This is a genomic window from Paraburkholderia sp. CNPSo 3076 (assembly GCF_026343935.1).
In the GTDB taxonomy this organism is placed as follows: Bacteria; Pseudomonadota; Gammaproteobacteria; order Burkholderiales; family Burkholderiaceae; genus Paraburkholderia; species Paraburkholderia nodosa.
In genome coordinates this window covers 57,768-84,216 of sequence record NZ_JAPMAL010000012.1, presented here as the reverse complement: position 1 = coordinate 84,216, position 26,449 = coordinate 57,768, and the positions used below count along the sequence as shown (strand labels likewise).

The following is a 26,449-nucleotide window of genomic DNA, read 5'->3' as shown; positions in this document are numbered from 1 at the left end:
ACGATGAAATCTCCTATCCGCAAAGGCGACAAACTCGAAAACGGTGGCGAAGTCACTGGCGGCTCCGAATGGTTCAACTTCATGGGGCGCCCGCTTGCCCGAAAGGGCGACGAGGCCATTTGCGACGAGCACGGCCCGACCGTCATCGACGAGGGTTACGCGAAGTTCCCCGACCGCGACGGCAAATGGGTTGCCTTCCATCACTACCGTTGCGCGTGTGGTTGCCGCCTGATCTCGTCGCTCCAGAACGTCAATATCGAGTAATGCCGGTCGACCTGTCATTAGCCGGACGCCCCAGTGCCTATCCGCGCCGCCCCCGGTTCTGGCCGTGGTGGTTCTGCATGTGGCTTGCCTGCAACGTCTTTGGCGTTGCCATCGCAATGCTGCTTTGGCCGAAGGGACAGCCCGCAAGCGGGGGATGGTTCTGGTTCTGCTTTGTTTGTGCTCCTAACGGTACATTCCTGATCCTGTTTGCCATCGAGCGCGCAGGATACGAGGGCCTCTGGTACCGGGCGTACTGGCGCAACCATCATCGGGCCCGGTGGCTCGCGGAGCGGCTCCGCACCGCGCAAAAACCCCTCCAGGTGCTTGATGTGGGCTACTGTCTGCCGCTGGGTGAGCAAACCGAACGGGAGCTGGCGGGCGCGATTGCGACCGGGAAACGCGCGGTTACCGCGCAGTTACCGCGTACCGGCTCGGAACTCGTCTTGCACTCCCGTTTTAATGAAGCGGACTGGATGGTCGACGAACCCCCTACGGTCAGTCTAGATGTCGGTGAAGCAAGTGGCGACGAAGAACGGGCAACGAAGCGGGTATCGCTGCTGACCCTCAAGATCGCGAAGGCGCTTGAGCCATTGGAGGCGACCCTGCGCGCCCTGACGTGCTACGAGCGGCAGTGGTGGCCGCAGGTTCGCGTACTAAGCGAGCCTGGCCGGGACCAGGCAGACGTGGCGATGGTCACCGACGCCCTGCGGATCGCGGGCCTGCCGCCGTTAGTGGTTCAGGCGGTAGCGGCTACGGACGGCCTGATGGTTGCCGATGCGTGGCTCGACGCAAAGGATGCGCGTCCGCTGCTCGTCGTCGCGACCGCATGGCACGAGGCGGGACCGCCCGAAGGCAGCACCGAGGGGTGCGTCGCCGTACTCATGACGGCGGGATACTTCCGGCTGCCGGATACGGTCAAGGTCGCCGCGCTACTGCACAGGCCCGTCACCGGGCTCGCTGGCGAGGTCGAATACGGCTTCGCCAACGCTGCGGTATGGGGCAAGGCTGACTTCGCCTCAATCGTTCGAGCGTGGATAACGCGTCCTGTCGACGGAAGCGACAAGGCGTTACGCGCAGCCAATATGGATTCCATTTCAAAAGATGAGGCGCAACGACGCCCCGACCGCATCGCTGGCGACCTCGGCGACGCTAACGGCTGGCTGTCCATCATAGCGGCGATCGAATCAGGCGCGGCAGACGGCCCGCAGCTCATCATTGACGGCTTACAGTCCGCAGTCCTGCACGTAACGCCCGCAACAAACGATAACAACCGGAATACCGATGAACGACCCCAGGCTTTCCCTGCGCTCGCTTGAGCTAACTACCGCGAAGGAGGAATCCGCGCCGTCAAGCCGTATGGCGATCTGGGGAATACCCGTCGCGGCGCTGGTCGTCGCTCTGCTTGTAATCGGCATCGTATCGCTACGTGGCGACATGGTCGGCGTCTCGCCGGGTGAGTCTCACCTGAAGGCGATCATCGTCATCCTGTCAACCTTCGCGGTCGTTGTCGTCGTTCACCTCGTCCTGTTTGCGACCGGCGCTTACGGCTTCGCGGCGCGACTCTTTCGCCGTGAGACCGGAGACCGTACGAAGGCGGCGAAGCCGCTCAAGCGCGACGCGAGGCTCGAACGCATGGCCGAGGAACTACGCGTCGCGCATGGCTGGTTCTGGCGTAACCGTCTGCGCTGGCTGATGATCGACGGCAACGACGAGCGGGTCGATCAGGTTGCGCCCGGACTCAAGCAGGCGGGCGTCATGCACGTCGGCGAAACCGTCCTCGTTCACGCCGCGCCAGACGGCATTGAGGCCCAGAAGTGGCTCGGCCAGATCCGCAAATTGCGTAGCCGTCGTCCGGTCGATGGTCTGGTTCACGTCGCGCGCGCCGACGAGACCGGTACGGAGCTGCCCCGAGCGCTCTCGATGACCGCGACTGCGCTTCGCTGGGCCGCACCTGTTACGTTCCTTCACCCGGTAGAGACTGAGGGTCGTCCGTCCGAACGGTTCGAAGCGGTCGGCACCTTCATGCCCAGTGAGTCGCGCAGGCAGCCGCAGGAAGCCGCCGCCAGACTGCCGGAGCTACTCAACGAGGTCGAGCGAAGGACAGCAGACTCGGGCGTACACCTTTATACCCAGGAGAAGGCGACCTGGCTGATGGAGGTCTCGAAGTATGTCGGCGACCATGCCGCGCGGATTGCTACGAGCCTGGGCGCGCTCGCCGCATCGAACTGGCTGCGCGCACCGCTCGCGGGTGTCATGTTCGCGCCGGTCTTTCCGGGGCCGACCGTCGTACCGGTACCGGTCGTAGACGCAAGCACAAACGCTACGCCGGGTCAGCCTGCCGAAGCGCCGCAGACCGTATCGGTTACGCGCGAGCAGCCTGCCGCGCTGCTCCCGGTCTGGAAAGAGATCGCTGGCGGGTCGCCCTATTATCGGGGCAGGCGTGCCGGCTTTTACTGGCCCGACGCGCTCGCGGTGCTTCTGCTCATTGGGGCCGTCCTGTGGACGGTCGCGCTGGTCGTCTCGGGCCTCGGTAACCACGCTATCGTCAAGGATGCCGAAACGACTGCGTCGGCTGCCCTGGAGGCCGCGCCAGGTTCGCCGCAGGCGATGCGAGCGCAGCTCGCGCTCCAGCAGCAGATTGAAACGCTCGAATACCGCCGCGACCATGGCGTACCGTGGTATCTGCGCGCGGGTCTCTCGCACAACGGGGAGATGCTCGACGCGCTCTGGCGGCCCTATGAGGCCGTGGCTATCCGCAACCTGCGCCGGCCGGTCGCGCAGGCGCTCGAAGCGCAGCTCGGTGCATTCTCGCAGGTCCGCGCCGACGAACAGCAGAGTCACGATGCGCAGCAACTCGCCTACAACCGTCTGAAGGCGTACCTGATGCTCGCGACTCCGGCGCGTACCGACGCCTCGTTCCTCAAGAAACAACTGCTCGACGTGTGGCCCGCGCCCACCGACGTGCGCGCGGGCGAGTGGCTCGACGTCTCGCAGCAGCTCGCAGGCTTCTGGTCCAATCAGCTGAAGGCGCATCCCGGCTGGCGGATCAATCCGTCGATACCGCTCGTCACGCAGATGCGCTCGACGCTGGTTAACCAGATCGGCCTCGCCGCGAGCGACGACGTACTCTATCAGCGCGTTATTGACGAGGCGCGCGGCAAGTACGCGGATATTTCGCTCGCGACGCTCCTCGCGGGTACGGATTCGCACGGTCTGTTCACGACGACGCAGACCGTACCGGGTATCTATACGCGTGCGGCCTGGGAGGGCGTTATCGAGAAAACCATCGACGACGCCGCGAAGGACCAGCACGTCGAGGGGGACTGGGTATTGACCGGCGACCAGCCCACCGCCCGGATCAGCGCGACCGCCGTCGAGGGGGCGGTGAATGCGGCGCAGGCCGCAGTCGAAGCAAGGACGAGCGCCGACGCGCTGAGAAAGCGCCTGCGCGACCGGTATTTCGCAGACTACACGGCAGCCTGGGCGACCATGCTCAACAGCTTCCAGTGGCTCGCGGCGACCAGCTTCTCGGGGGTGATCGACCAGCTCACGCGTCTGACCGATGCGCAGACCTCGCCGCTGCTCGCGGTCATGAAATCGGTACAGTACCAGGGTGAGGCGGGCCGCCCTTCGCAGGCACTGACCGATACGCTCGTACGTAAGGCGCAGGGGTTGCTCAGTGGGAGCGATAGCGACCAGACCCAGGCTCCCGTTCTGAATCCGCTTGACCGTTCGTTTGGCCCGCTGCTTGCGCTGATGGGGGACACGAGTCCGGCTGCGGCCAGCGGCAATGCGGGGAACGCTCCGGGCGCCAATGCCGCCGCGTTCAACGGCGTCAGCCTCTCCCGGGTGCTGACCGCCGATACGACCGTGCGGCTCAAGCTCCAGCAGATCCAGGCGAGTCCCGATGCGCAGGCCATGGCGCGCTCGCTCGCGCAGGCAGTCTTCCAGGGCAAGCTGTCGGATCTGTCGCAGGCGCGCGACGACGCGGCGCTGACCGCCGCGAGCCTGGGCGCACAGTGGGCGGGCTTCGGCCAGACGATGTTCGTGCAGCCGCTCGACGCGGCATGGCAGGCGGTACTCCAGCCCGCCGCCGCGAGCCTGAACGACGCATGGCGCGCAGCCGTAACGGCCCCCTTCGATGCGTCGTTTGCTTCACGCTATCCGTTCGCGCCGACGAGCGCCGACGCGTCCTTTGCCGAGTTTGGCCGTTACGTGCGGCCCGATACCGGGCTGATCAACCGCTTTATCGAGGTCGAGCTGTCCGGCGTGCTAAAGCGCCAGGGCGACCAGTGGGTACCGAACGAGCTTGCACCGCAGTCGCTACAGTTCGATCCGAAGTTCCTCGCCATGCTCCGGCTGATGGGGCCGCTCGGTGCGCGTCTCTATGCACGGGGCGAGGCGGGTTATCACTTCGAGATCATGCCGCAGCCGACGCCGGACGTTACGCGTACGGAGTTGACGGTTGACGGTCAGCAGATCGTCTACTTCAACCAGCGCGAGACATGGACGCCGCTCGCATGGCCGGGTAACGGCCTGAGCGGCCATGCGTCCCTGATCTGGCAAACGCTCAACGCAGGCATGCGGATCGCCTTCGACGGGACAGGCGACTGGGCCTTTCTGCGAATGCTCGAAAAGGCGCAGGTCAAGCCGCTCGACGATACCCGCTACGAACTCGCCTGGAATGCCGGAACGGGTGGCGATGCCGCGAAGGCTGCTTCCGCGACGTCCGGCGACGGTACGGACGGCAAGTTGGCGCCGCTGCGCTATGTACTGCGCGCGCAGGCGGGAGCCGGACCGCTCGATCTGCTGAAACTGCGAGGCTTGCGCATGCCGGGGCGCATCTTCGTGACGGGCCGCGCCGGTGCGATCTCCGGATTGCCCTCATTGCCGCCCTTACCCCCGGAGTCGCAGCCATGACGGCACCGTGGAAATCCACACAACAGGAAGGCGCAAACCCGTTCCTGAGATATTTCGATGCCGAGATGCGCTACCTGCGCGAAACCGGTCGCGAGTTTGCACGCGCCCAGCCCGAGGCCGCACGGCGCCTGGGCATGCAGTATGGCCAGGAGAACGACCAGGTCCGCGCGGTCAACGAGGGCTTTGCGTTCATGATCGCGCTGCTGCGCATGAAGCTCGACGACGGCATGCAGGAGTTGACCGATCCGTTGCTCGACAATATTTTCGAGCATATGGCGCGGGCGATTCCGTCGCTGTCGATTATCGAGTGCGCGCCCCTGAACCGGGGCGCGAAGGTGGCGCAGATTCCCGCCGGGGCCGTGGTGCGCTCGGCGCCTGTCGGCCCCGACGGGGTGCAGTGCCCGTTCCGTACGACGCAGGCCGTCGATCTGCTGCCGCGCTCGGTCGAGGATTCGGTCGTCGCGGTACGCCCAGACGGGCGGACGGTCATCCGCCTGACGTTCGGCCTATGGTTGGGCGACCAGCGCGAGCATACTGACCTGTCGCGCATCCGCCTGTACCTGCACGGCGACCGGCCCGCCGCCGCCGCGCTGTACGCGGCGCTGACGCGCCAGATCGCCGCCATTGGCCTGCGCCTGCCCTCGGTGCGCGACGGCGCGCTGGTACCGCTCGACGGCGTAAATTTCACGCCTGCGGGTTTCGGCCCGTTAACGCGGGTATGGCCGGTCCAGGACGTCGCACGTAACGAGGCGCTGGACCGCGAACAGACACTGCTGGAGTATTTCGTATTCCCGCAGAAATTCCACTTCGTCGATCTGTGCGGCTTCGATAGCACGATGGTACCGACGGGCGAAACGCGCATGACCTTCGAGATCGAACTCGACGGACGTATGCCGGGCGATCAGGCGGTGGGGCGCGAGAGCTTCCGGCTTTTCTGTACGCCCGTCATCAACCTGTTCGAGGTCGACGCCCTGCCGCTGCAACCCGCCGACTGGCACGACAAGGAACACCGTATACGTGTGCAGCCCGCCGTGGAGAGGTATGTCGAGCCCTACGACCTGGTTGAGGTGACCGCCTCCGACCCGGAGGGCAGCGCACGGTACGCTTACAGGCCGTTCAGGAGCTTCAGGCATCGCGGCTGGATGCTGCACTACGAGAAGCCGGAACGGTACTTCCGTACCTCAACGCGCTACGGCGTGGTGGGGCAGGAGCTGTGGGTGACCCTCTCAGGGCAGCTCTGGGCCGGGACGTACCGCCACGCACCGGACGATGACGCGCGTCCACGGCCCGACCGCCATGTCACGGTGCGTGCGCTCGCGAACAACGGACGCCTGCCGCGCATGGCGCTTGCGGAGGCAACGATCACGGAGACCGTCACGGGTTTTACCGGCATCGCGTCGGTGCGCAATGTGGCCGCACCGAGCCTGCCGCAGTATCCGCCGCGCTACTTCCCGGGCTACGACTGGCGTGTGCTGGGTCATTACGCGGCAAACGGCGCGAATGAATTCAACCGTATGCTGATGGAAGGCGCGCCGGTACTGCGCGAGATCCTCGAACTCTACGACTGGACGCCGGACGATGCGGTACCGCGGCGCATCGACGCGATCCGGACCGTGCATTTCTCGGAGGACCAGGAAATCCTGCAGCATGGTTACGTACTGCGGATCGTGCGCATCCACGTTGACCTTGACGCGGGCGGCTTCGACGGGCTGGGCGACGCGGTCCTGTTCGGCGACGTGCTGAATCACTTCCTGGGACGTTACGCGAGCGCGCAATGTTCCATGCAAGTGGTACTGACCATCGACGGCAAGCAGACGGTGTATCCACGCACCGACTTTAAGGGGGCACCATTCTGATGCGTGCTGGAATCCATACTGGAATCATGTGCGGTGCGCTCGGCGTGGGTCTCGCGCTGACGGTTTCTGCGTGCGGCATGTGGCAGTCGGTCAGGGACGGGACCGTGCATGCTGCGCGCGCGGCATTCGAGACGAAAGTCGAGCAGATGAATCTTGTCATCACGGCGCGCGGCGCGCTGAACCAGGACGTGCGAGGCGCTTCGCTGCCGGTCGTGCTGCGCATCTACCAGCTCAAGGACGACAAGCCCTTTACGACGGCGACCTACGCGCAGTTACTAGCAGGCGGCGATGCGCTCAAGGCCGCGACGCTCTGGAGCCGCGACCTGACGCTCCGGCCGGGGCGGACATTGAAGGTGACGGCGAGGTAAGTTCGGCCAGACTGATGAGCAGTTGAACAGGTTCAGCTATACGGCAGGCACGCCGGCTGAGGGGGCGTCGAATCATGCTCCGTCGAATCCAATGGGGCGACGTGTCGACACCGCACCGGGCGTTCAGCTTTCACCAAACGACGACCCGCAAGTCATCGCACCGCGCGCCCAGCTCGCTGACCGATTCACCGGCCGCGCGCTCGCGGCCGAGTGCGCAAGAAAACAGCTTTCCGCAAACAGACCACGACAACCCCGCCTCAAACTGTCGCCACAAGAATCGACTCCCCGCTAGCCGGCCTTAGCCCATCGCTTCGTCCTGCGAAGTAACGCGCAGTGAGATCGGCGGTCGAAACATGGCGCGCCTCGCGCAACCCTGCTTCGCTTGCGAGCGCAAGCATCTCGTCCGGCGCAAAAAAGCTCACGAACGGCGTGCCCGCCGCCTTCGCGCGTTCATACACGGCGGCATGCTGCGAGCGCTCGGGCTCGTCGATGAGTTCGAGCGGCAAGAGGAAGGTCATGACGAGCATCGAGCCCGGTGCGAGCTGCGCGATCTGCCGCAGCGTCGCAAGGTTCGCTTCGCGCGTGAGATACATGGAGACGCCCGTCGAGGCGATTACCGCGGGACTCGCGCCGTCGAACCCAGCCGCGGCGAGCCGTTCCCACCACGTCTCCCCGGCTTCGAAATCCACCGGCACGAAGCGCAGCCACGCCTGCTCGCGATAGCCCAGCTCCATGAGCCGCTGACGCTTCCAGGCCTGCGTGCCCGGCTTGTCCACCTCGTACACGTGCAGGCGCGAGGCGATTTCGGGGTGGCGCTGGGCGAACGTGTCGAGTCCCGCGCCGAGAATCGCGTACTGCCGCGCGAGCCCTTTCGCGGTCTGCTCGGCCACGAGGTCCTCGACAAAGCGCGCGCGCCCGACGATCGACGCACGATAGCCGCGCGTGCCTGCAGGGTGCATATCGGGCCGCTCCCGCCAGTTCGACTCCGGCGCGGCGATCTGCATGCCGGTTTCGTCTTCGAGCACGTGGGGCGCATCGTCGACCTGGACGTGCAGCGCGCGCCACAGCGCGACGCGAATGGCCGTGCTGTCGGGAGCGGCGGGATGGCTGGCGGGCATGGTTCGGTCCTCTCGCGCGGGTTTCGTCGCACGATTATCGCGCGCCTTGCTCGCGGCCGTGCGTTCCGTAAATGTCGGCGCTCACCTGCCGCAACGCCTCGATCATCACGCTCGCCGCAGGTGTGAGGAGGCCGTCCGCGCGGGTGATGATGCCGAAGTCGTCCATCTGGCAATCCATCGGCACAGGCAGGATCGCGACCATGCCGTGCGCCGCGTAGTAGCGCGCCACGTCCTCGGTGAGCACGGCGATCATGTCGCTTTGCTCCAGCACGCGCGTGATGAACAGCAGCGCGGGTGTCTCGACCACGTTCGAAGGGGGCGCGAGGCTCGCGCGCTGGAACATCAGCTCGAAGCGGTGGCGCAGCACGCTGCCGACCGGCGGCACGACCCAGGTGGCGCGCGCGATGTCGGCGAGCGCGATCGCCTGGGCCTTGTCCTGCAGTGCCCCAAGCATGGGATGCCCCGGCCGGACCACGGCGCACACGGGCTCGCCCGCGAGCGGTTCGTAACGCAACTGGAGCTTGTCGTGCTCGGCGGAAAGGCGGCCCAGCACCACGTCGAGCTTGTCTTGCGCCAGGTGCTCGAGCAGCACGTTGCTGGCGTCGATCTCCACGGAGACGCGCAGGTTCGCGTGCGTGCGCTTGACCGCCGCAACGGCCGCCGGCAGTACGCGCACGCCCGGCGAGGTGATCGCGCCCACCGCCACGTGGCCGAGGCGCCCGGCCTTGAGCGCGTTCAGTTCCTCCTGCGCCTGGTCGAGGCTGCCGAGCACGGCGCGCGCGTGGCGGATCAGCGCGTCGCCGTACAGCGTGGGCCGCATACCACGCGGCATGCGCTCGAACAGCACCGCGCCGAGCATGTCTTCGAGCTCCCGCAGGAGCTTCGAGGCGGCGGGCTGCGTCATGTTCAGCGCCGCCGCCGCGCGGTGAATATTACCTTCCTCCGCCAGCGCCACGACGAGGAGCAGTTGCCGCGTTTTCAGCCGCGTGCGCACGTACCAGGGGCTTGTATCCAGCATGTCTCCGCCTGATTTCCCAAATAGTTTTAGGTGTTTATACTAATGCCGATTTCGATATCGGAAGCGTCCATTATTTCATTAGAAGGTTATCAGACTTCTCCCTAGACTGTGCCGAATCCATCGCTCGAAGCACTCGGCGAACTACCCGCTCCACAAGACGAACACGATGTCGGATACCAAACCCAAACTGCGCTCCCAACAGTGGTTCGGCACCACGGACAAGAACGGCTTCATGTACCGAAGCTGGATGAAGAATCAAGGCATTCCCGATCACGAATTCGATGGTCGCCCGATCATCGGCATCTGCAACACCTGGTCGGAACTCACGCCCTGCAATGCGCATTTCCGCAAGCTCGCGGAGCACGTGAAGCGCGGCATTTATGAAGCGGGCGGCTTCCCGGTCGAATTCCCGGTGTTCTCGAACGGCGAATCGAACCTGCGCCCCTCGGCCATGCTCACGCGCAATCTCGCGTCCATGGACGTGGAAGAGGCGATTCGCGGCAACCCCATCGACGCTGTCGTGCTGCTGTGCGGCTGCGACAAGACCACGCCCGCGCTGCTGATGGGCGCGGCGAGCGTGGACGTGCCCGCCATCGTCGTGACCGGCGGTCCGATGCTCAATGGCAAGCACGAAGGCCGTGACATCGGCTCGGGCACCGTGGTCTGGAGGCTGCACGAGGAGCTGAAGGCAGGCGAGATCAATCTGCACCAGTTCCTTTCGGCCGAAGCGGGCATGTCGCGCTCGGCGGGCACCTGCAACACCATGGGCACCGCCTCGACGATGGCCTGCATGGCCGAATCGCTCGGCGTTTCGCTGCCGCACAACGCCGCGATTCCCGCCGTCGATTCGCGCCGCTACGTGCTCGCGCACATGTCGGGCATCCGCATCGTGCAGATGGCGCTAGAAGACCTGAAGCTCTCGAAGGTCCTCACGCGTGAAGCGTTCGAGAACGCCATTCGCACCAACGCAGCCATCGGCGGCTCGACCAACGCCGTGATTCACCTGAAGGCGATTGCCGGCCGCATTGGCGTGGATCTCGAACTGGAAGACTGGCAGCGCATTGGTCGCAACACGCCGACCATCGTCGATCTGCAGCCTTCGGGCCGCTTCCTGATGGAAGAGTTCTATTACGCGGGCGGTCTGCCGGCGGTGCTGCGCCGGCTCGGCGAAGCGAACCTCCTGCCGCATCCGGGCGCGCTCACGGTCAACGGCAAGTCCATCTGGGACAACGTGCGCGAAGCGCCCAACTACAACGATGAAGTGATCCGCCCGCTCGACAATCCATTGATCGCAGACGGCGGTATCTGTATCCTGCGCGGCAATCTCGCGCCGCGCGGCGCCGTGCTCAAGCCTTCGGCGGCGACGCCCGAGCTGCTCAAGCATCGTGGCCGCGCCGTGGTGTTCGAAAACTTCGACCACTACAAGGCGACGATCGGCGACGAGTCGCTCGACGTCGACAAGGACTCCATCCTCGTGATGAAGAACTGCGGCCCGCGCGGCTACCCCGGCATGGCCGAGGTCGGCAACATGGGCCTGCCGCCCAAGCTGCTGCGCCAGGGCGTGAAGGACATGGTGCGCATTTCCGATGCGCGCATGAGCGGCACGGCCTACGGCACGGTGGTCCTGCACGTGGCGCCCGAAGCGGCGGCGGGCGGGCCGCTGGCGGCGGTGCGCAACGGCGACTGGATCGAGCTGGACTGCGAATCGGGTCGCCTGCATCTGGACATCAGCGACGAGGAACTCGCGCGGCGTTTGAGCGATGTCGATCCGGCGGCCGCGCCCGGCGTGGCGGAGCAGCTGGGCAAGGGCGGTTATGCGCGCCTTTATGTCGATCACGTGCTGCAGGCCGACGAGGGTTGTGACCTCGACTTCCTGGTGGGCAGGCGCGGGGCGGCGGTGCCGCGGCATTCGCACTGAGCGTTGGCTGCAATGAGTCAGGGCGCGCCGGCGCCCTGAGCGCGGCAAACACGAAGGCCGCACCGCTTAAGAGAAGAAATTAGCCTGGAGACACGATGACGAACCCGCAGGTGCTGCAACACGAAAGCCCCGCTGCATTGGCAAGCGCCAGCAGCGAGGAACAGCACATCGTCGGCCATATCGCGCGCCGGCTGCTGCCTCTTCTCGCGCTGATCTATGTGGTGGCTTACGTCGATCGCACCGTGGTCGGTTTCGCGAAGCTGCACATGAACGCGGCCGTAGGCCTTTCCGACGCCGCCTACGGCCTGGGCGCCGGCCTCTTCTTCATCGGTTATTTCCTCTGCGAAGTGCCGAGCAATCTCGCGCTCGCGCGCTTCGGCGCGCGCGTGTGGTTCGCGCGCATCCTCTTCACGTGGGGCGTGATCACGATGCTGATGGCGCTCGTAAGCGGCCCAAAGAGCTTCTACGCGCTGCGCTTCCTGCTGGGCGCGGCGGAAGCCGGCCTCTATCCGGGCATTCTGTATTTCCTCACGCAGTGGTTTCCCATGCGCCACCGCGCGCGCGTGATCGGCCTGCTCGTGCTCGCGCAACCCATCGCTGGCATTGTCACGGGCCCGATCGCGGGCGCGCTGCTCGAAACGCACGGCTTTTTCGGCATGTCGAACTGGCAGACGCTCTTCGTCGTGAGCGGCCTGCCCGCCGTGCTGCTGTGCATTCCCACGCTGCGTCTGTTGCCCGAATCGCCCGCGCACGCGCGCTGGCTCGACGACACCGAGCGCCGCTGGATCGCGCGCGAACTCGCCGCCGACCAGCGCGCCTACCAGCTCGACACGCATCGCAACCCGTTTAGCGCGCTCAAGGATCGCCGCGTGCTGCTGCTTGCGCTGCTGTTCCTGCCGTTTCCGCTGTGCATCTATGGTTTGTCGCTCTGGTTGCCTACCATTATCAAGGCGTTCGGCGTGAGCGATTCCACGGCGGGCCTGCTTTCCGCGGTGCCGTATCTGTTCGCGGTAGTGGGCTTGCTGCTCGTGCCGCGCCATTCGGACAAGCATCGCGAACGCTATGGTCACATCGTCGTGGTCTCGGCCGTCGCGGCGCTGACGATGGCCGCGAGCGCGTGGTTTCACGCGCCGGCGCTGCAACTGCTGTTCATCTGCCTGACCGCTTTTTCGATCTACTCGATTCAGGCCGTGGTCTGGGCGCTGCCCGGCGAGTTCCTCACCGGCGCGAGCGCGGCCGTGGGGATCGCGACGATCAACTCGCTCGCGAATCTCGGCGGCTATCTCGGCCCCTATGGCATCGGGCTCATCAAGGACGCGACGGGCAGCCTGGCGGCCGGGCTTTACTTTCTCGCGGCCACGCTGGTGTTCGCGGTGCTCGTGACGTTCGCCGTGCGCGCGGTGCTGCGCACGCCTGGGCGCGGCACGGGAGAGCTGGCGAGCGAATCGTGAAGGCGCGGCCTGACACCTTTTCTCAAGCAGGACTGAAGACATGACTACGAGCCGTACGCCCCGCTATCGGGGCATTTTCCCCGTCGTGCCGACCACGTTCACCGAAACGGGCGAACTGGATCTGGCAAGCCAGAAGCGCGCCGTCGATTTCATGATCGACGCGGGCTCGGACGGCCTGTGCATTCTCGCGAACTTCTCGGAGCAGTTCTCGCTCTCCGACGACGAGCGCGAACTCATCACGCGCACCGTGCTCGAGCACGTGGCGGGCCGCGTACCCGTGATCGTGACGACCACGCACTACGGCACGCCGGTTGCCGCCGCGCGCAGCAAGCGGGCGCAGGAGCAGGGCGCGGCGATGGTGATGCTCATGCCGCCGTATCACGGTGCGACCTTCCGCGTGCCCGAGCAGCAGATTTACGACTTCTACGCGCGCGTGTCCGACGCGATCGACATTCCGGTCATGATTCAGGACGCGCCCGCGAGCGGAACGGCGCTCTCCGCCGCATTCCTCGCGCGCATGGCCCGCGAGATCGAGCAGGTCTCGTACTTCAAGATCGAAACGCCGGGCGCGGCGAACAAGCTGCGCGAGCTGATCAAGCTGGCAGGCGAGGCAGTCGAAGGCCCGTGGGACGGCGAAGAAGCGATCACCTTGCTCGCGGACCTGAACGCCGGCGCGACCGGCTCGATGACGGGCGGCGGCTTCCCGGACGGTATTCGTCCGATTATCGAAGCCCACCGCGAAGGCCGCGCCGACGACGCATTCGCGCTTTACCAGAAGTGGCTGCCGCTCATCAATCACGAAAATCGCCAGGCGGGTCTGCTCGCCTGCAAGTCGCTGATGAAGGAAGGCGGTGTGATCGAGTGCGAGCTGCCGCGCCACCCGCTGCCCGCGATGAATCCAGCGACGCGCGCCGAGCTGATCGACATTGCGCGCCGCCTCGATCCGCTCGTGCTGCGCTGGGGTAAATAAATCATTCGTCGTCCAGAATAAAAAATCTCCCTGAAAAGAAGGGGCGGAGATACGTCATGAAAGCGTCCTATACGTTGGGTATCGTCGGCGTCGGCAAGATTGCGCGCGACCAGCATCTGCCCGCGATCGCGGGCAATCCGGGCTTCGAACTCGTCGCGAGCGCGAGCCGCAACGCACAAGTGGAGAGCGTGCGCAACTACAAGGACATCGGTGCGCTGCTGGCCGCCGAGTCCGATCTCGACGCCGTCTCGCTGTGCGCGCCGCCGCAGGTGCGCTACGCGCAGGCGCGCGCCGCGCTCGAAGCGGGCAAGCACGTCATGCTCGAAAAGCCGCCTGGCGCTAGCGTGAGCGAAGTCGAGGCGCTGCGTGAACTTGCGCAAAAGCGCGGGCGCACGCTGTTCACCACGTGGCATTCGCGCTGCGCGAGCGCCGTCGAGCCCGCGCGCGCGTGGCTCGCCGAGCGCACCATTCGCGCCGTGCACGTGCGCTGGAAGGAAGACGTGCGCCGCTGGCATCCGGGTCAGCAGTGGATCTGGGAGCCGGGCGGCCTCGGCGTGTTCGATCCGGGCATCAACGCGCTTTCCATCGTCACGCGCATCCTGCCGCGCGAAGTGCTGCTGCAGGGCGCGACGCTGCATGTGCCAGGCGACTGCGCAACGCCGATCGCGGCGGAACTCGACTGCATCGACACCGATGGCGTGCCCGTGCGCGCCGAGTTCGACTGGCGCCACGGTCCGGTCGAGCAATGGGAAATCGATGTGGAAACCACGGACGGCCTGCTCTCGATCGCGGAAGGCGGCAAGCGCCTCGCGATTGCGGGCGAGCCGGTCGCGCTCGACGCGGAACGGGAATATTCGGCGCTCTATGAGCGTTTTCACTGGTTGATCGCCCACGGTACCGACGACGTGGACGTGCGCCCGCTGCGCCTCGTGGCGGACGCTTTCCTGCTCGGCAGGCACGTCGAAGTCGAGGCCTTCGGCCACTAAAGACGCTTCTTTCAAGCATTACACACGCAGCAAACCACCTGAGGAGACAGGAGCATGACCAGCAAGATCCGCCGTTTGACCCTTCGTGCCGCATTCGCGGCGATGTGCATTGCCCCGCTCGGCATGAACGTGGCGGCGCACGCCGACTCGCCCGTGAAGATCGGCTTCCTCGTGAAGATGCCGGAACAGGCATGGTTCATCAACGAGCAGAAGGCCGCCACGGCGCTCGGCCAGAAGGAGAACTTCTCGGTGGTGAACATCGGCACGCCGGACGGCGAGAAGGTGCTCGCCGCCATCGACAACCTCGGCGCGCAAGGCGCACAGGGCTTCGTGATCTGCGCGCCCGACGTGCGTCTCGGACCGGCGATCCAGGCGCGCGCCAAGCGCTACAACATGAAGTTCGTGACGGTGGACGACCAGCTCGTCGACTCGTCGGGCAAGCCGATCGCCAGCGTGCCGCATCTTGGCATGTCGGCGCTCAAGATCGGCAATCAGGTCGGTCAGGCGATCACCGACGAAATGAAGCGCCGCGGCTGGAAGCCGGAAGAAGTGGGCGCACTGCGTATCACCGACTATGAACTGCCCACGGCGAAGCTGCGCACGGACGGCGCGACGCAATCGCTGCTGGCTGGCGGCTTCAAGAAGGAAAACATCTTCGACGCCCCGCAAAAGACCACCGACGACGAAGGCGGCTTCAATGCGGCATCGCCCGTGCTCGCCCAGCATCCGAACATCAAGAAGTGGGTGGTGTTCGCGCTCAACGAAGAAAGCGTGCTGGGCGCCGTGCGCGCGACCGAACAGCTGCACATCCCTTCGGCTGACGTGATCGGCGTGGGCATCAACGGCGCAGGCGAAGCGTTCGCCGAGTTCCAGAAGAAGCAGCCTACGGGCTTCTACGGCACGATCGCCGTGAGCTCGACGAACCACGGCAAGGAAAGCGCCGAGAACCTCGTCGAGTGGATCCGAGACGGCAAGCAACCGGCCGCCGACACGCAGACCACCGGCAAGCTGATGACGCGCGACAACTGGACGGCCGTGCGCAGCGAGCTGGGTATCTAAGGACCGCGTAGACGACTGAGGCGAAGTAAAGGGCAGGGATGCAATGACTGAAACCATGACTGACGCGAACGCGCAAGCGAACGCGGTGAAGAGCGCTCAACAGGGGAATCGCGCGTATCTGGAGCTCGACGGCATTACCGTGAGCTTCCCGGGCGTGCGCGCGCTCGATCGCGTGGCGCTGGAAGTGCGTGCCGGCGAAGTGCACGGCTTGATGGGCGAGAACGGCGCGGGTAAATCCACGCTGCTCAAGGTGCTCTCGGGTGTGAACCAGCCGCAGGAAGGCACGCTCAAGCTGGGTGGCGTGGAGCACCGCTTCACGACCACGAAGGCGGCGCTCGAAGCGGGTATCGCGATCATCTATCAGGAACTGCATCTCGTGCCCGAGCTGACGGTGGCGGAAAACCTGATGCTCGGGCAGTTGCCCAACCGCCTCGGCGTGCTCGACGAAGGCACGCTCGTCAAGCGCGCGATGGATGAATTGAAGCGCCTTGGCGAGCGCATCGATCCGCGCACGCCGGTGAAGAATCTCTCCATCGGCCAGCGCCAGATGATCGAAATCGGCAAGGCACTTATGCGCGACGCGCGCGTGATCGCCTTCGACGAACCGACCAGCTCGCTCTCGGCGCGCGAGACGGAGAACCTCTTTCGCATCATCAACGCGCTGCGCGCGGATGGCCGCGCGATCATCTACGTCACGCACCGCATGGACGAAGTCTATGAGCTTTGCGACCGGGTGACGGTGTTCCGCGACGGCAAGCGCATCGAAACGTTCGATTCGGTGGCCGATCTCGACCGCAATCGCCTGATTGCGGCGATGGTGGGCCGCTCGATCGAGGACGTGTACGGCTATCGCGCGCGCGAAGCGGGAGACGTGCTGCTCGAAGCGAAGGGCCTGCTAGGTCCTGGGCTGGCCGAGCCGGTGTCGTTCGCGGCGCGGCGCGGCGAGATCGTCGGCTTCTTCGGGCTCGTGGGCGCGGGGCGTTCGGAACTCATGAAGCTGATTTACGGCGCGACGCGCGCCAGCGCGGGCCACGTCGAACTCGACGGCAAGCGCGTCAATTTCGCAAGCCCCCGCGACGCCGTGCGCGCGGGCCTCGCGCTATGCCCCGAGGACCGCAAGCAGGAAGGCATCGTCGCGATCGCCTCGGTGGCCGACAACCTCAACATCAGCGCGCGCCGCCACTTCAGCCCCGCGCGTTTCCTGCTCGACGCGCGGCGCGAGCGCGACCTCGCGCAGGACTACATCAAGAAACTCGCGATCAAGACGCGCAACGGCGACACGGCAATCGGCACGCTGTCGGGCGGCAACCAGCAGAAGGTGATTCTGTCGCGCTGGCTCGCCGAACGCATCGAGGTGTTCCTGATGGACGAGCCCACGCGCGGCATCGACGTGGGCGCGCGCGCCGAGATCTACAACCTGCTGTACGAGCTCGCGGAAGCGGGCAAGACCGTGATCATGGTGTCGAGCGATCTGGCCGAAGTGATCGGCGTATCGGACCGCATCATCGTCATGCGCGAAGGCCGGCTTGCGGGCAGCCTGCCGAAGGCCGAAGCCTCGCCGGACGAACTGATCAAGATGGCGCTGCCGCGCTAAAACCTGTTTTTTTGCCTTGCCGGTCGCGTCTGAAACGTCTTCAAGCGACGCTCGCGACCGATCCGAAACGATGAACCAGAAATGAGTGAAGCCATGCAGCCACAGGGCACGCCTACCGTCAACGAAGCCGCCGCGCCGATTACCCCCCAGCGCGCGCGGGCCTGGGACATGATCAACAAATCGGGCATCGCGGTGGTGTTCGTGGTGCTGTTCGCGGTGCTATCCGCAACGGTGCCCGACTTTCTCACGACCCGCAACATTCAGGGCCTGCTGCTCTCCGTCACGCTGATCGGCTCGATCGCCGTCACGATGATGTTCGTGCTCGCGCTCGGCGAGGTCGATCTTTCGGTCGCCTCGATCGTGGCGTTCGCGGGCGTCGTGGCCTCCACGGTCATCACGCAGTCGCATAGCGTGCTGCTGGGCATTGCGGCGGGCGTGCTCGCGGGCGGCGCGGTGGGGCTCGTCAATGGCGTGCTGATTGCGCGCTTCAAGATCAATTCGCTGATCGCCACGCTCGCGATGATGGAAGCGGTGCGCGGCCTCGCGTTCCTCACGTCGAATGGCGACGCCGTGATGATCTCCGAAGAGCGCTTCTTCGATCTGGGCGGCGGCTCGTTCCTCGGCATTTCGTTCCCGATCTGGAGCAACATCATCGGCTTCGTGGTGTTTGGCTTCCTGCTCAAGAAAACCGTGTTCGGCAAGAACGTGCTCGCGGTGGGCGGCAATAGCGAAGCGGCGCGCCTGGCAGGCCTCCCGGTCACACGCATCAAGATCACGGTGTTCGTGCTGCAAGGGCTCATTACGGGCTTTGCGGGCGTGATGCTGGCCTCGCGCATGAGTCTCGGCGACCCGAAGACTTCGGTGGGTCTCGAACTCGGCGTGATCTCGGCTTGCGTGCTGGGCGGCGTGTCGCTCACGGGCGGCGTGGCGACGATCTCGGGCGTGCTCGTGGGCGTGCTCATCATGGGCTCGGTGCAAGACGCCATGAGCCTCATGAACGTACCGACGTTCTATCAGTACCTGATTCGCGGCGGCATTCTGCTGCTCGCGGTGCTGTTCGACCAGTACCGCCGCAGCAAGCGCGCAGTGTGAGGGAAGGGCGCGTCGCTGCGCCGCAATGCGTCGCTGGCGCGGCGGCGCTTCAGTAGTCGGCGGGCCTCAAGTTTCCAGCCCCGCCCCGCCCAGAATCGACTTGGCGTCGGCGCGCGCATTGTCGAGCTGCACGACGCTCGCTTGCCGCGCCGCGAGCGCGTCGCCGTGCTCGATCGCCGTGAGAATCGCCTTGTGGCGCGGCAGCGAAAGCGCATGCGTGTTGGGATGGCGGCTCGTGAGCTTGATCGACTCGGAAAGCGCGAGCGAGAGCATGTTGCCAATGTACGCCAGCATGTTGTTATGCGTGGCCGCCATGATCGCGCGGTGGAATTCCAGGTCGGGCTCGAGCAGGTCGGCAGCGGTTTGCGCCTGCTCCATGCGGGCGTAGGCTGCGGTAATGCGGGCGCGGTCTTCGTCGTTTGCTGAAATCGCGGCGAGCGCCGCGGCGGCGGGTTCGATGATCTGCCGCACGGTCATGAGCGAGCGGAAGAACTCGCCTTCGGGAATGCTGTTGACGGTCCAGTACAGCACGTCGGGGTCGAGCATGTGCCATTCTTCGCGCGGCCGCACGACACTGCCCACGCGCGGCTTCGAAACCACCAGGCCCTTGGCGACCAGCACGCGCGTGGCCTCGCGCAACACGGGGCGGCTCACGCCGTAGGTCTCGCACAGTGTGGGTTCGGCGGGCAGGCGCTGCCCGGGGGGGAGCGTGCCGCCCACGATCTGCATGCCGAGCTCCTGCACGATGCGCGCGTGCATGCTCTTGCGTTTCTCTAGATTGCGGTAATCCATGATTGTCCGGCCGGGGGCTACCCGATCGGAGCGTCCCCCTTTGTTATTGGGTCACTACGCGCTGGTGGCGCGCATGGCCCGGTATTCCCGCCGCACGATATCCATCAGTTCAGCCACCGATGTATTGGCGCTGTGCTGCTCGTATGTCACGCGGCCTCGCTGCATCAACATGATGCGATCCGCAATATCGAGCGTCTGCGCATAGTTGTGCATGATCATGATAATCGATAGCCCGCCTTTTTCCTTCAAACGCATGATGAGATCGATGATCAGACCCGCTTCGCGCGCGCCCATCGCGGCGAGCGGCTCGTCGAGCAGCAGGATCTTTGCGTTCGAATGCACGGCGCGCGCCACCGCGATCGCCTGGCGCTGACCGCCCGAAAGCCGCTCCACGGGCAGGTCCACCGAGGGCACGTGCACGCCGATGTCGTCGAGCAGTTGCGCCGCGCGCTGGCGCATCTGCTTGTGATCGAGCAGTCTGAAGGGCCCGCGCCGCACAATCTCGCGGTTCAGGAACATATTGTGGTAAATGCTCAGCGAATTGGCAAGCGCGAGGTCCTGATAAACGCATTCGATGCCGAGCGAGCGTGCATGGTCCACCGAGCGCAGCAGCGTTTCGCTGCCGTCGATCTGCAGCGTGCCGCTCGTTTGCTGGTGAAAACCCGTGAGGATTTTGACGAGCGTGGACTTGCCCGCGCCGTTGTCGCCGAGAATGCCGAGGATTTCGCCGCGGCCGAGCGTGAGCGAAACGCCGTCGAGCGCCGTGACCGCACCGAAGCGCTTGACGATGTTGTCGCCCCGCACCGCGAGCGGGGCGTTGGCCGTGGTGCTCGCGCCGCCGGGGGAAGCTTGCGATTCGTCCATCATCGGCTCCCTTTGCGGCGCAGGCGCCCAACGTGGATGTTGAAGACCATGGCGGCGAGAATTGCGGCGCCGAGGATGATGTTGAAGGTGAACGCGTTGATACCGATGAGCGTGAAGCCGTCGTTGAGAATGCCGAGCACCGCCGCGCCGATCAGGCCGCCCACGATCGTGCCCGAGCCGCCCGTGAGCGGCGTGCCGCCGATCACGGCCGAAGCCACGGCGAGGAACATGATCTGGTTGCCGCCCGCCTGCGGGTCGATCGAGGTGATGCGAAAGCCTTCCAGAATGCCGGTGAAGCCCGCGAGCACGGCGGCAATGATGAAGTTGCCGAGGCGCAGCCGGTTGACATGAATACCGGCCTCGCTCGCACCGAGCGGATTCGCACCCGCCGCCTGCGTATGCAGGCCCCAGCGCGTATGCCGCAACAGCACGTGCATCGCGAACGCGATCACGATAGTCCAGAGGATCTCGCTATAGCCCCACGCGCCCATGAAGGCCGCGAATTCGGGCGAGCCCGGCGCCTGCACCGGCGTGCCGCGCGAGATCGTGAGCGTGATGCCGTTGATGAGGAAGAGCGTGCCGAGCGTCGTGACGAACGAGGGCAGGCGCAGCCACACGGTCACGGCCCCGTTCACGAAGCCGACGATGCCCGCGGCCAGGAGCCCCGCGATTACGGCGAGCCACATGGGCGCGCCCGCGTCGTTGGCGAACACCATCATGAACGGCGCGAAGGCGAACACCATGCCTGCCGAAAGATCGATGTCGCCGCCGATCATCAGCATGATTTCGCCGAACGCAATGATCGCCACCGGCGCGATGAACTGCGAGAGGTTGACGAGACTCGCGTTGGTGAGCAGGAAATCCCGGTTGGAAAATTCGAAGTACGCCGCGAGGATCACCGCCACGAGCAGAATGCGCAACTCGGGCGCCCACGCGGAGAGCCATTGCCCGCGCGGGCGGGCAGCAGCCCGCGCGGTGACTTCAGCCTTGCCAGTTTCGTTCACAGAGTTCATCACTCGTAGTTCATCACGACTTGATTGCGCCGTTCATCGGAACGATTTGCGGCTTGGTGGTCTTGCCTTCGTAACGCGTCGAGGTGTTCAGGTACGGCTCGACGGTGTCCTTCGTCACGAACTTCAGGCCCGTGTTGGTATCGGCCGGGCCGACCAGTCCGCCCGAGGCGAGGGTCACGAACGCCTGCATCACCGTATAGAAGCCCTGCACGTACGGCTGCTGGTCGATCGTGAAGTCGAGGAAGCCTTCGTGAATGAGCTGGACCGTGGTGGGCAACAGGTCGAAGCCGCCGCCGTGCACACCCTTCGAAGGCAGGTTCGACTCTTTCATCACCTGCGCCACGCCCTGGGTGCTGCCCGCGTCCACCGCGAACATGCCCTTCACGTCCTGGTGGCCCAGATAGAACGACTTGATCTTCGAAAGCTCTTCGTTGACGGTCGCGCCCGTTGCCACGGTCTGGATGTCGATTTTCTTGCCCGACTTCTTGATGGCGTCGCTCGCGCCGTCCAGACGCGGCTGGATATTGAGCTGGCCCGGCGTGGCGATGAAGAGCGCGACCATGCCGCTGTCGATCAGGCTCACGATACGCTCGCCCATCTGATAGCCCGAGAGATACAGGTCCTGGCCGATATAGGCGAGGCGCGGGTTCTTCTTGCCGCGCGGCGCATCGGCGTTATAGGCGAATACCGGAATGCCCGCGTCGAGCGCCGCTTGAATGGGCTTGTCGAAGGCGGTGGGGTCGACGATCGGCACCGCGATCGCGTCGGCCTTCGCGGCGATGGCCGAATTCACGGCGCGCACCATTTCGCCCGCGTCGGACGTGGCCGAACCGGTCCACTGGTAGTCCATGTTGAGCAGCGAACATGCGTCCTGAATGCCGTATTGCGTCGGCACGAAGAACGGATTCGTGGTGACGTGATTCACGAACACGATCTTCCACTTCTTGTGCGAAGGGAATCCCGATTCGGCGGCCTGTGCCGTGGAAATGAATCCGCCGCCGCCCACCGCACCGAGCAGCGAAAGCGCCGCACTTAAGCCCGCACCCTGCATCAGGCCGCGCCGGCCCGTGTCGATCAAGCTCTTACCGTCTTTTGCGTCATCCCGATCTTGCGCCATGTTTTCCTCCGGTCTTGTCATCGTGGTCGATGTAGTCGACTTTTCGTCGAAAAGCGTGCAGATACTGGCCAGTACCGGGGGAACGCGCGAGACATCCGCAGCGAACGTGGGTTCGCCAGGCGCCGACGGTACCGCAAAAATCTTAGTGCAGCGTGATGAGGCCTCCTAATCCATGTATACCCGTAACTACTCCATAGGCCCTGCCATGGCGACGATCGTCCATAACAAGCGGTTTACGCACCGCCTTTCGCCTCCTGCATGTGCGGCGGCGGGCTGGCGAGCTTGGCCTGATCCATCGGCACGGCGGCTTGCGGCCGCCTGGTGCGCGGGGCGCCGCGTCCCGTGCCGGTGGACTTGCGGCGCGCGGCGTGGCGCTCGGTCGCGCGCTGCATGAGGCAGAACGCGCAGAGCAGCGCGCCGATCACGATGCGCGTCCACCATGAACTCAGCGTGCCGTCGAAGGTAATGAGCGTCTGGATCGTGCCCAGAATGCCGACGCCGAACACCGAGCCGATCACATAGCCCACGCCGCCCGTGAGCAGCGTGCCGCCGATCACGGTCGCGGCGATGGCGTCGAGTTCCATGCCTTGCGCCTGCAGCCCGTAGCCCGAGAGCACGTAGAGCGTAAACACCACGCCGCCGAGCGCCGAGCAAAAGCCCGAGAGCGCGTACACGCCGATCTTGGTGCGCGCCACCGGCAGGCCCATGAGCAGCGCGGAGCGCTCGTTGCCTCCGATCGCGTAGACGTTGCGCCCAAAGCGCGTGAAGTGCGCGATGACGATGCCCGCGGCGAGCATGGCGATGGCCGTGAGCGAACCCGTGGTGAGCGAGCCGCTGCCCACCGGAATGTTGAATTCGGAGAGCGCGTGAAAACCGGGGTCGTTGATCTGGATGGATTCGGTGGTGATGAGAAAGCAGGTGCCGCGCGCGAGGAACATGCCCGCAAGCGTGATGATGAAGGGCTGCAGCCGGAAGAAGTGGATCAGCGCGCCCATTGCCGCGCCATAGAGCGCGCCGCAGAGCAACACGAGCGGGACGACCACGAGCACGGGCCAGTGCAGCTTTTCGGTGCCCACAGCGCAGAGAATCGTGGTGAGCGCGACCACGGCGCCCACCGAAAGATCGATGCCGCCCGAGATGATCACGAACGTCATGCCGATGGCGACGATCAGCAGGAACGCGTTATCGACCAACAGCCCGAAGGCCACCTGAAGCGAGAAGAACCCGGTATACATGACCGAGCCGAAGCCGAACAGCACGGCAAACAGCACGACGGTCACGACAATGGGCAGCACGCGCGGATCGACGAAGCGGGTGGCGCCGCGCCGGCACGCTGCGAGCGAGTTCGAAAAGGACAGGGCAGGGCGGTTCATGCTCGGCTTCCCCCGAATGGGTGCATGGCGACTCAGGCGCGCGCGCGGCGCGCGAGAGCGATGCGTTTGAGTTGTTGAAAAGCGAAGGTGCGCGCCGCGGGCGACTGGATCAGGCACACGAGCAGCACGACTACCGCCTTCACGACGAGCGTGGCCTCGGGCGGCACGCCGATCGAATAGGTGGTGTAGGTGAGCGTCTGGATGATGAGCGCGCCGAGCACCGTGCCCGCGAGACTGAAGCGCCCGCCCAGCAGCGACGTGCCGCCGAGCGTCACGGCGAGAATGGCGTCGAGTTCGAGCAGCAGGCCCGCGTTGTTGCCGTCCGCGCTGCGCACGTTCGAGCTGATGAGAATGCCGGCAATCGCGGCGGTCACGCCGCAGAACGCGTACGCGCCGAACACCACGGCCCGCGACGACAGGCCCGCAAGCCGCGCGGCCACCGGATTCACGCCGATCGAGCGAATGAAGAGCCCGAGCGCCGTGCGGTTGACGATGAGGGTGGTGAGCACGGTCACGGCAATCGCGACCCACACGGCGCACGGGATGAGCGCGAAATAGCCGCCGCCCGCGAAGAGATAACCGGGCGCGCCGATGGGGATGATCTGGCCGCCAGTGAGCAACTGCGCCACGCCGCGGCCCGCCACCATCAGGATAAGCGTGGCGATGATCGGCTGCATGCCGACGAACGCGACGAGCAGCCCGTTCCAGATGCCGGCGAGCAGGCCCACCGCGAGCGCCGCGCCGAACGCCAGGCCCACGCGCGAAGGATCGGCGGCGAGCACCGTGGCGGCCGCCGCGCCAGCGATTGCCACGACGGCGCCCACGGAAATGTCGATGCCGCGCGTGGCGATCACGAGCGTCATGCCGAGCGACACCACGACGAGCGGCGCGGCGCGCATGAGGATGTCGATGGGCGCGCCGAACAGGTGGCCCCCCAGCATCGTGATCGAGAGGAAATTGCCGCGATGCACGACGTCGACGACGAACAGCGCGATGAGCGTCACCGCGGGCCACACCAGCGGATGCCGGATGACGAGCGAAAGCCAGGCGGGGAGGGCGGGGCGCGTCATCGACGGTCTCCGGCAATGAGGTCGTAGACTTCGTGCTCCGAGCGCGCCGCGCCCGAAAGCTCGGCCACCTTGCGCCGGTCGCGCAGCACGGCGATGCGGTCGCTCACACGCACCACCTCGCTGATCTCCGACGAAATGAAGAGAATGCCGAGGCCCTTTGCGCAGAGCGCGCGCACGCGGTCCATGATTTCGAACTTGGCGGCCACGTCGATGCCGCGCGTGGGTTCGTCGAGTATCAGCAAACGCGGATTCGTCGCGAGCCAGCGCGCGAGCAGCACCTTCTGCTGATTGCCGCCCGAAAGCAGCCCAATAGGCTGCTCGGCGTCGCGCGCCTTGATGCCGAGCTGGTCGATATATTCGTTGGCCAGTTCGCGCTGGCGCGAGCGCCGGATCATGCGCCACCAGCCCAGTTGCGCCTGCAGCGCGAGCACGATGTTTTCGCGTATCGACAGATCGGCGACAATGCCTTCTTTCTTGCGGTCTTCGGGACAATAGGCCATGCCGTGACGCACGGCGTCGCGCGGCGAGGAAAGCTTTACCGCTTTGCCGTTGATGTGCACTGTGCCCGCATCGGCTTTGTCTGCGCCGAAGAGCAGCCGTGCGGTTTCCGTGCGGCCCGAGCCGAGCAGGCCAGCCAGGCCCAGGATCTGGCCCGGCTGCACTTCCAGATCGAGCGGATTGAGCACGCCGCGGCGCGCCACGCCTTGCGCTGCAAGATAGGGTTCGGCGTTCGTTGCCGCCGTTTCGCCGTGCGCGGCTTCGGCCTGCGTGAGCCGCTCGCCGGCGTTCTGCAGGCCTACCATCTTCGCGATCAGCGTTTGCACCGGCAGATCGGCGGCGAGATATTCGCCTTCACGCTCACCGTTGCGCATCACCGTGATGCGATCGGAGATCGCATAGGTCTGCTCGAGAAAATGCGTGACGAACAGGATCGCGATGCCCGACGCTTTCAGCTTGCGCAGCACCTCGAACAGGCGCGCGACTTCGCCTTCGTCGAGGCTGGAAGTCGGTTCGTCGAGAATGAGAATGCGCGCATCCACGGACACCGCGCGCGCAATCGCCACCATCTGCTGCATGGCGATGGGGTAGGTGTCGAGCGACTGTGTGACGTCGAGCGAAAGATTCAGTTCCGCGAGCGCTGCTTCCGCGCGGCGATGAATCGTTTTCCAGTCGATCAGGCCGAGGCGGCGCTTGCGCGGCTGGCGGCCCGCGAAAATGTTCTCCGCAACCGAGAGGTTCGGGCAGAGATTGACTTCCTGGTAGAGCGTCTGGATGCCGGCGGCCTCCGCCATCTGCGGCGTCGGGAAGTGCACCGCCTCGCCCGCGAGGCGTATCTCGCCCGCCTCGGGCTGGTGCACGCCGGTCAGCACGTTGATGAGCGTGGACTTGCCGGCGCCGTTCTGCCCCATCAGCGTATGGATTTCGCCGGGGTACAGACGAAAATCGACCCGGTCGAGCGCACGCACGCCGGGGAAGGTTCGGGTAAGACCGACGGTTTCGAGTATCGGGGAAACGCTCATGGGCAACCGTGAAAGAGGCCAGAGCGCGCGACGTGCTCCGTAAGTCCTTAAAGATTGCTAAGGGATACGAAGTACACCGCGCCGCT

The 26,449-nt window shown here is 65.4% G+C and carries 21 protein-coding genes; 12 read left to right on the top strand and 9 right to left on the bottom strand.

What is annotated here, in order from left to right:
* Positions 1-3 precede the first annotated feature (3 nt).
* The 5 genes from M3A49_RS15545 to tssJ are packed head-to-tail and all read left to right on the top strand — an operon-like array spanning position 4 to position 7,408.
* A complete protein-coding gene (locus M3A49_RS15545) occupies positions 4-264 on the top strand; it encodes a PAAR domain-containing protein (protein WP_254344856.1) in 261 nt (86 codons plus the stop codon).
* Positions 264-1,580, top strand: a complete 1,317-nt coding sequence (locus M3A49_RS15540; protein ID WP_266229421.1) for a hypothetical protein — start codon at positions 264-266, stop codon at positions 1,578-1,580. The genes M3A49_RS15545 and M3A49_RS15540 overlap by 1 nt, the downstream gene beginning before the upstream one ends.
* Positions 1,546-5,184, top strand: a complete 3,639-nt coding sequence (locus M3A49_RS15535; protein ID WP_266229419.1) for an ImcF-related family protein — start codon at positions 1,546-1,548, stop codon at positions 5,182-5,184. Before M3A49_RS15540 ends, M3A49_RS15535 begins: the two co-directional genes overlap by 35 nt.
* Positions 5,181-7,040, top strand: coding sequence for a type VI secretion system baseplate subunit TssF (tssF, locus tag M3A49_RS15530; protein ID WP_266229418.1), 1,860 nt, complete (start codon positions 5,181-5,183; stop codon positions 7,038-7,040). The genes M3A49_RS15535 and tssF overlap by 4 nt, the downstream gene beginning before the upstream one ends.
* Before the next feature lie 26 nt (positions 7,041-7,066).
* Positions 7,067-7,408 (top strand): type VI secretion system lipoprotein TssJ, encoded by a 342-nt coding sequence (gene tssJ / locus M3A49_RS15525; RefSeq protein WP_266229417.1) that lies wholly within the window; start codon positions 7,067-7,069, stop codon positions 7,406-7,408.
* Between the two features lie 257 nt (positions 7,409-7,665).
* Here tssJ and M3A49_RS15520 read toward each other — a convergent pair whose 3' ends face one another.
* Positions 7,666-8,526 (bottom strand): class I SAM-dependent methyltransferase, encoded by an 861-nt coding sequence (locus M3A49_RS15520; protein ID WP_266229416.1) that lies wholly within the window; start codon positions 8,524-8,526, stop codon positions 7,666-7,668.
* Positions 8,527-8,560: 34 nt separating this feature from the next.
* Complete coding sequence (locus M3A49_RS15515) at positions 8,561-9,544, bottom strand: LysR substrate-binding domain-containing protein (RefSeq protein ID WP_266229415.1); 984 nt, start codon at positions 9,542-9,544, stop codon at positions 8,561-8,563.
* A gap of 166 nt (positions 9,545-9,710) precedes the next feature.
* On the opposite strand from M3A49_RS15515, the gene M3A49_RS15510 reads away from it, so the two are divergent.
* The 7 genes from M3A49_RS15510 to araH all read left to right on the top strand — a co-directional run bounded on the left by M3A49_RS15510 (position 9,711) and on the right by araH (position 18,614).
* Positions 9,711-11,462, top strand: coding sequence for an IlvD/Edd family dehydratase (locus tag M3A49_RS15510; RefSeq protein ID WP_266229413.1), 1,752 nt, complete (start codon positions 9,711-9,713; stop codon positions 11,460-11,462).
* 95 nt (positions 11,463-11,557) lie between these two features.
* Positions 11,558-12,913 (top strand): MFS transporter, encoded by a 1,356-nt coding sequence (locus tag M3A49_RS15505; protein ID WP_266229412.1) that lies wholly within the window; start codon positions 11,558-11,560, stop codon positions 12,911-12,913.
* 40 nt (positions 12,914-12,953) lie between these two features.
* A complete protein-coding gene (locus M3A49_RS15500) occupies positions 12,954-13,883 on the top strand; it encodes a dihydrodipicolinate synthase family protein (RefSeq protein ID WP_266229410.1) in 930 nt (309 codons plus the stop codon).
* Between the two features lie 56 nt (positions 13,884-13,939).
* A complete protein-coding gene (locus tag M3A49_RS15495) occupies positions 13,940-14,869 on the top strand; it encodes a Gfo/Idh/MocA family protein (protein ID WP_254356622.1) in 930 nt (309 codons plus the stop codon).
* 54 nt (positions 14,870-14,923) lie between these two features.
* The gene (locus tag M3A49_RS15490) at positions 14,924-15,928 is read left to right on the top strand and encodes an arabinose ABC transporter substrate-binding protein (protein ID WP_069265832.1); all 1,005 of its coding nucleotides are present in this window, start codon (positions 14,924-14,926) and stop codon (positions 15,926-15,928) included.
* A gap of 55 nt (positions 15,929-15,983) precedes the next feature.
* A complete protein-coding gene (gene araG / locus M3A49_RS15485) occupies positions 15,984-17,522 on the top strand; it encodes an L-arabinose ABC transporter ATP-binding protein AraG (RefSeq protein ID WP_266229409.1) in 1,539 nt (512 codons plus the stop codon).
* Between the two features lie 81 nt (positions 17,523-17,603).
* Positions 17,604-18,614 (top strand): L-arabinose ABC transporter permease AraH, encoded by a 1,011-nt coding sequence (gene araH / locus M3A49_RS15480; RefSeq protein ID WP_028202386.1) that lies wholly within the window; start codon positions 17,604-17,606, stop codon positions 18,612-18,614.
* Positions 18,615-18,680: 66 nt separating this feature from the next.
* Here araH and M3A49_RS15475 read toward each other — a convergent pair whose 3' ends face one another.
* From M3A49_RS15475 to M3A49_RS15445, 7 genes are all read right to left on the bottom strand, one after another.
* Positions 18,681-19,406, bottom strand: a complete 726-nt coding sequence (locus M3A49_RS15475; RefSeq protein ID WP_028202385.1) for a FadR/GntR family transcriptional regulator — start codon at positions 19,404-19,406, stop codon at positions 18,681-18,683.
* A 54-nt stretch (positions 19,407-19,460) separates the two neighbouring features.
* Positions 19,461-20,270 carry an ATP-binding cassette domain-containing protein gene (locus M3A49_RS15470; RefSeq protein ID WP_254356652.1) on the bottom strand — a complete coding sequence of 270 codons (810 nt, stop codon included), beginning with the start codon at positions 20,268-20,270 and terminating at the stop codon, positions 19,461-19,463.
* Entirely contained in the window at positions 20,270-21,283 is a 1,014-nt protein-coding gene (locus M3A49_RS15465; RefSeq protein WP_254356624.1) for an ABC transporter permease, read from the bottom strand. Before M3A49_RS15465 ends, M3A49_RS15470 begins: the two co-directional genes overlap by 1 nt.
* A 13-nt stretch (positions 21,284-21,296) precedes the next feature.
* Positions 21,297-22,400 carry a sugar ABC transporter substrate-binding protein gene (locus M3A49_RS15460; RefSeq protein WP_254356625.1) on the bottom strand — a complete coding sequence of 368 codons (1,104 nt, stop codon included), beginning with the start codon at positions 22,398-22,400 and terminating at the stop codon, positions 21,297-21,299.
* A 233-nt stretch (positions 22,401-22,633) separates the two neighbouring features.
* Positions 22,634-23,773 (bottom strand): galactofuranose ABC transporter, permease protein YjfF, encoded by a 1,140-nt coding sequence (gene yjfF, locus M3A49_RS15455; protein WP_266229408.1) that lies wholly within the window; start codon positions 23,771-23,773, stop codon positions 22,634-22,636.
* A 32-nt stretch (positions 23,774-23,805) separates the two neighbouring features.
* Positions 23,806-24,843 (bottom strand): ABC transporter permease, encoded by a 1,038-nt coding sequence (locus M3A49_RS15450; RefSeq protein ID WP_323183155.1) that lies wholly within the window; start codon positions 24,841-24,843, stop codon positions 23,806-23,808.
* On the bottom strand, positions 24,840-26,363 hold the full coding sequence (locus M3A49_RS15445; protein WP_266229407.1) for a sugar ABC transporter ATP-binding protein: 1,524 nt from the start codon (positions 26,361-26,363) through the stop codon (positions 24,840-24,842). Before M3A49_RS15445 ends, M3A49_RS15450 begins: the two co-directional genes overlap by 4 nt.
* Positions 26,364-26,449: the final 86 nt, after the last annotated feature.

What these genes read in the sequence shown, in the direction of transcription:
- tssF (WP_266229418.1), top strand. Translation starts at nt 5,181, where the DNA reads ATGACGGCACCGTGGAAATCCACACAACAGGAAGGCGCAAACCCGTTC.
- M3A49_RS15510 (WP_266229413.1), top strand. Translation starts at nt 9,711, where the DNA reads ATGTCGGATACCAAACCCAAACTGCGCTCCCAACAGTGGTTCGGCACC.
- M3A49_RS15445 (WP_266229407.1), bottom strand. Translation starts at nt 26,363, where the DNA reads ATGAGCGTTTCCCCGATACTCGAAACCGTCGGTCTTACCCGAACCTTC.
- M3A49_RS15465 (WP_254356624.1), bottom strand. Translation starts at nt 21,283, where the DNA reads ATGAACTCTGTGAACGAAACTGGCAAGGCTGAAGTCACCGCGCGGGCT.
- M3A49_RS15450 (WP_323183155.1), bottom strand. Translation starts at nt 24,843, where the DNA reads ATGACGCGCCCCGCCCTCCCCGCCTGGCTTTCGCTCGTCATCCGGCAT.
- M3A49_RS15540 (WP_266229421.1), top strand. Translation starts at nt 264, where the DNA reads ATGCCGGTCGACCTGTCATTAGCCGGACGCCCCAGTGCCTATCCGCGC.
- M3A49_RS15475 (WP_028202385.1), bottom strand. Translation starts at nt 19,406, where the DNA reads ATGGATTACCGCAATCTAGAGAAACGCAAGAGCATGCACGCGCGCATC.
- tssJ (WP_266229417.1), top strand. Translation starts at nt 7,067, where the DNA reads ATGTGCGGTGCGCTCGGCGTGGGTCTCGCGCTGACGGTTTCTGCGTGC.
- M3A49_RS15460 (WP_254356625.1), bottom strand. Translation starts at nt 22,400, where the DNA reads ATGGCGCAAGATCGGGATGACGCAAAAGACGGTAAGAGCTTGATCGAC.
- M3A49_RS15515 (WP_266229415.1), bottom strand. Translation starts at nt 9,544, where the DNA reads ATGCTGGATACAAGCCCCTGGTACGTGCGCACGCGGCTGAAAACGCGG.
- yjfF (WP_266229408.1), bottom strand. Translation starts at nt 23,773, where the DNA reads ATGAACCGCCCTGCCCTGTCCTTTTCGAACTCGCTCGCAGCGTGCCGG.
- M3A49_RS15535 (WP_266229419.1), top strand. Translation starts at nt 1,546, where the DNA reads ATGAACGACCCCAGGCTTTCCCTGCGCTCGCTTGAGCTAACTACCGCG.
- M3A49_RS15545 (WP_254344856.1), top strand. Translation starts at nt 4, where the DNA reads ATGAAATCTCCTATCCGCAAAGGCGACAAACTCGAAAACGGTGGCGAA.
- M3A49_RS15495 (WP_254356622.1), top strand. Translation starts at nt 13,940, where the DNA reads ATGAAAGCGTCCTATACGTTGGGTATCGTCGGCGTCGGCAAGATTGCG.
- M3A49_RS15500 (WP_266229410.1), top strand. Translation starts at nt 12,954, where the DNA reads ATGACTACGAGCCGTACGCCCCGCTATCGGGGCATTTTCCCCGTCGTG.
- araH (WP_028202386.1), top strand. Translation starts at nt 17,604, where the DNA reads ATGAGTGAAGCCATGCAGCCACAGGGCACGCCTACCGTCAACGAAGCC.
- M3A49_RS15490 (WP_069265832.1), top strand. Translation starts at nt 14,924, where the DNA reads ATGACCAGCAAGATCCGCCGTTTGACCCTTCGTGCCGCATTCGCGGCG.
- M3A49_RS15520 (WP_266229416.1), bottom strand. Translation starts at nt 8,526, where the DNA reads ATGCCCGCCAGCCATCCCGCCGCTCCCGACAGCACGGCCATTCGCGTC.
- araG (WP_266229409.1), top strand. Translation starts at nt 15,984, where the DNA reads ATGACTGACGCGAACGCGCAAGCGAACGCGGTGAAGAGCGCTCAACAG.
- M3A49_RS15470 (WP_254356652.1), bottom strand. Translation starts at nt 20,270, where the DNA reads ATGGACGAATCGCAAGCTTCCCCCGGCGGCGCGAGCACCACGGCCAAC.
- M3A49_RS15505 (WP_266229412.1), top strand. Translation starts at nt 11,558, where the DNA reads ATGACGAACCCGCAGGTGCTGCAACACGAAAGCCCCGCTGCATTGGCA.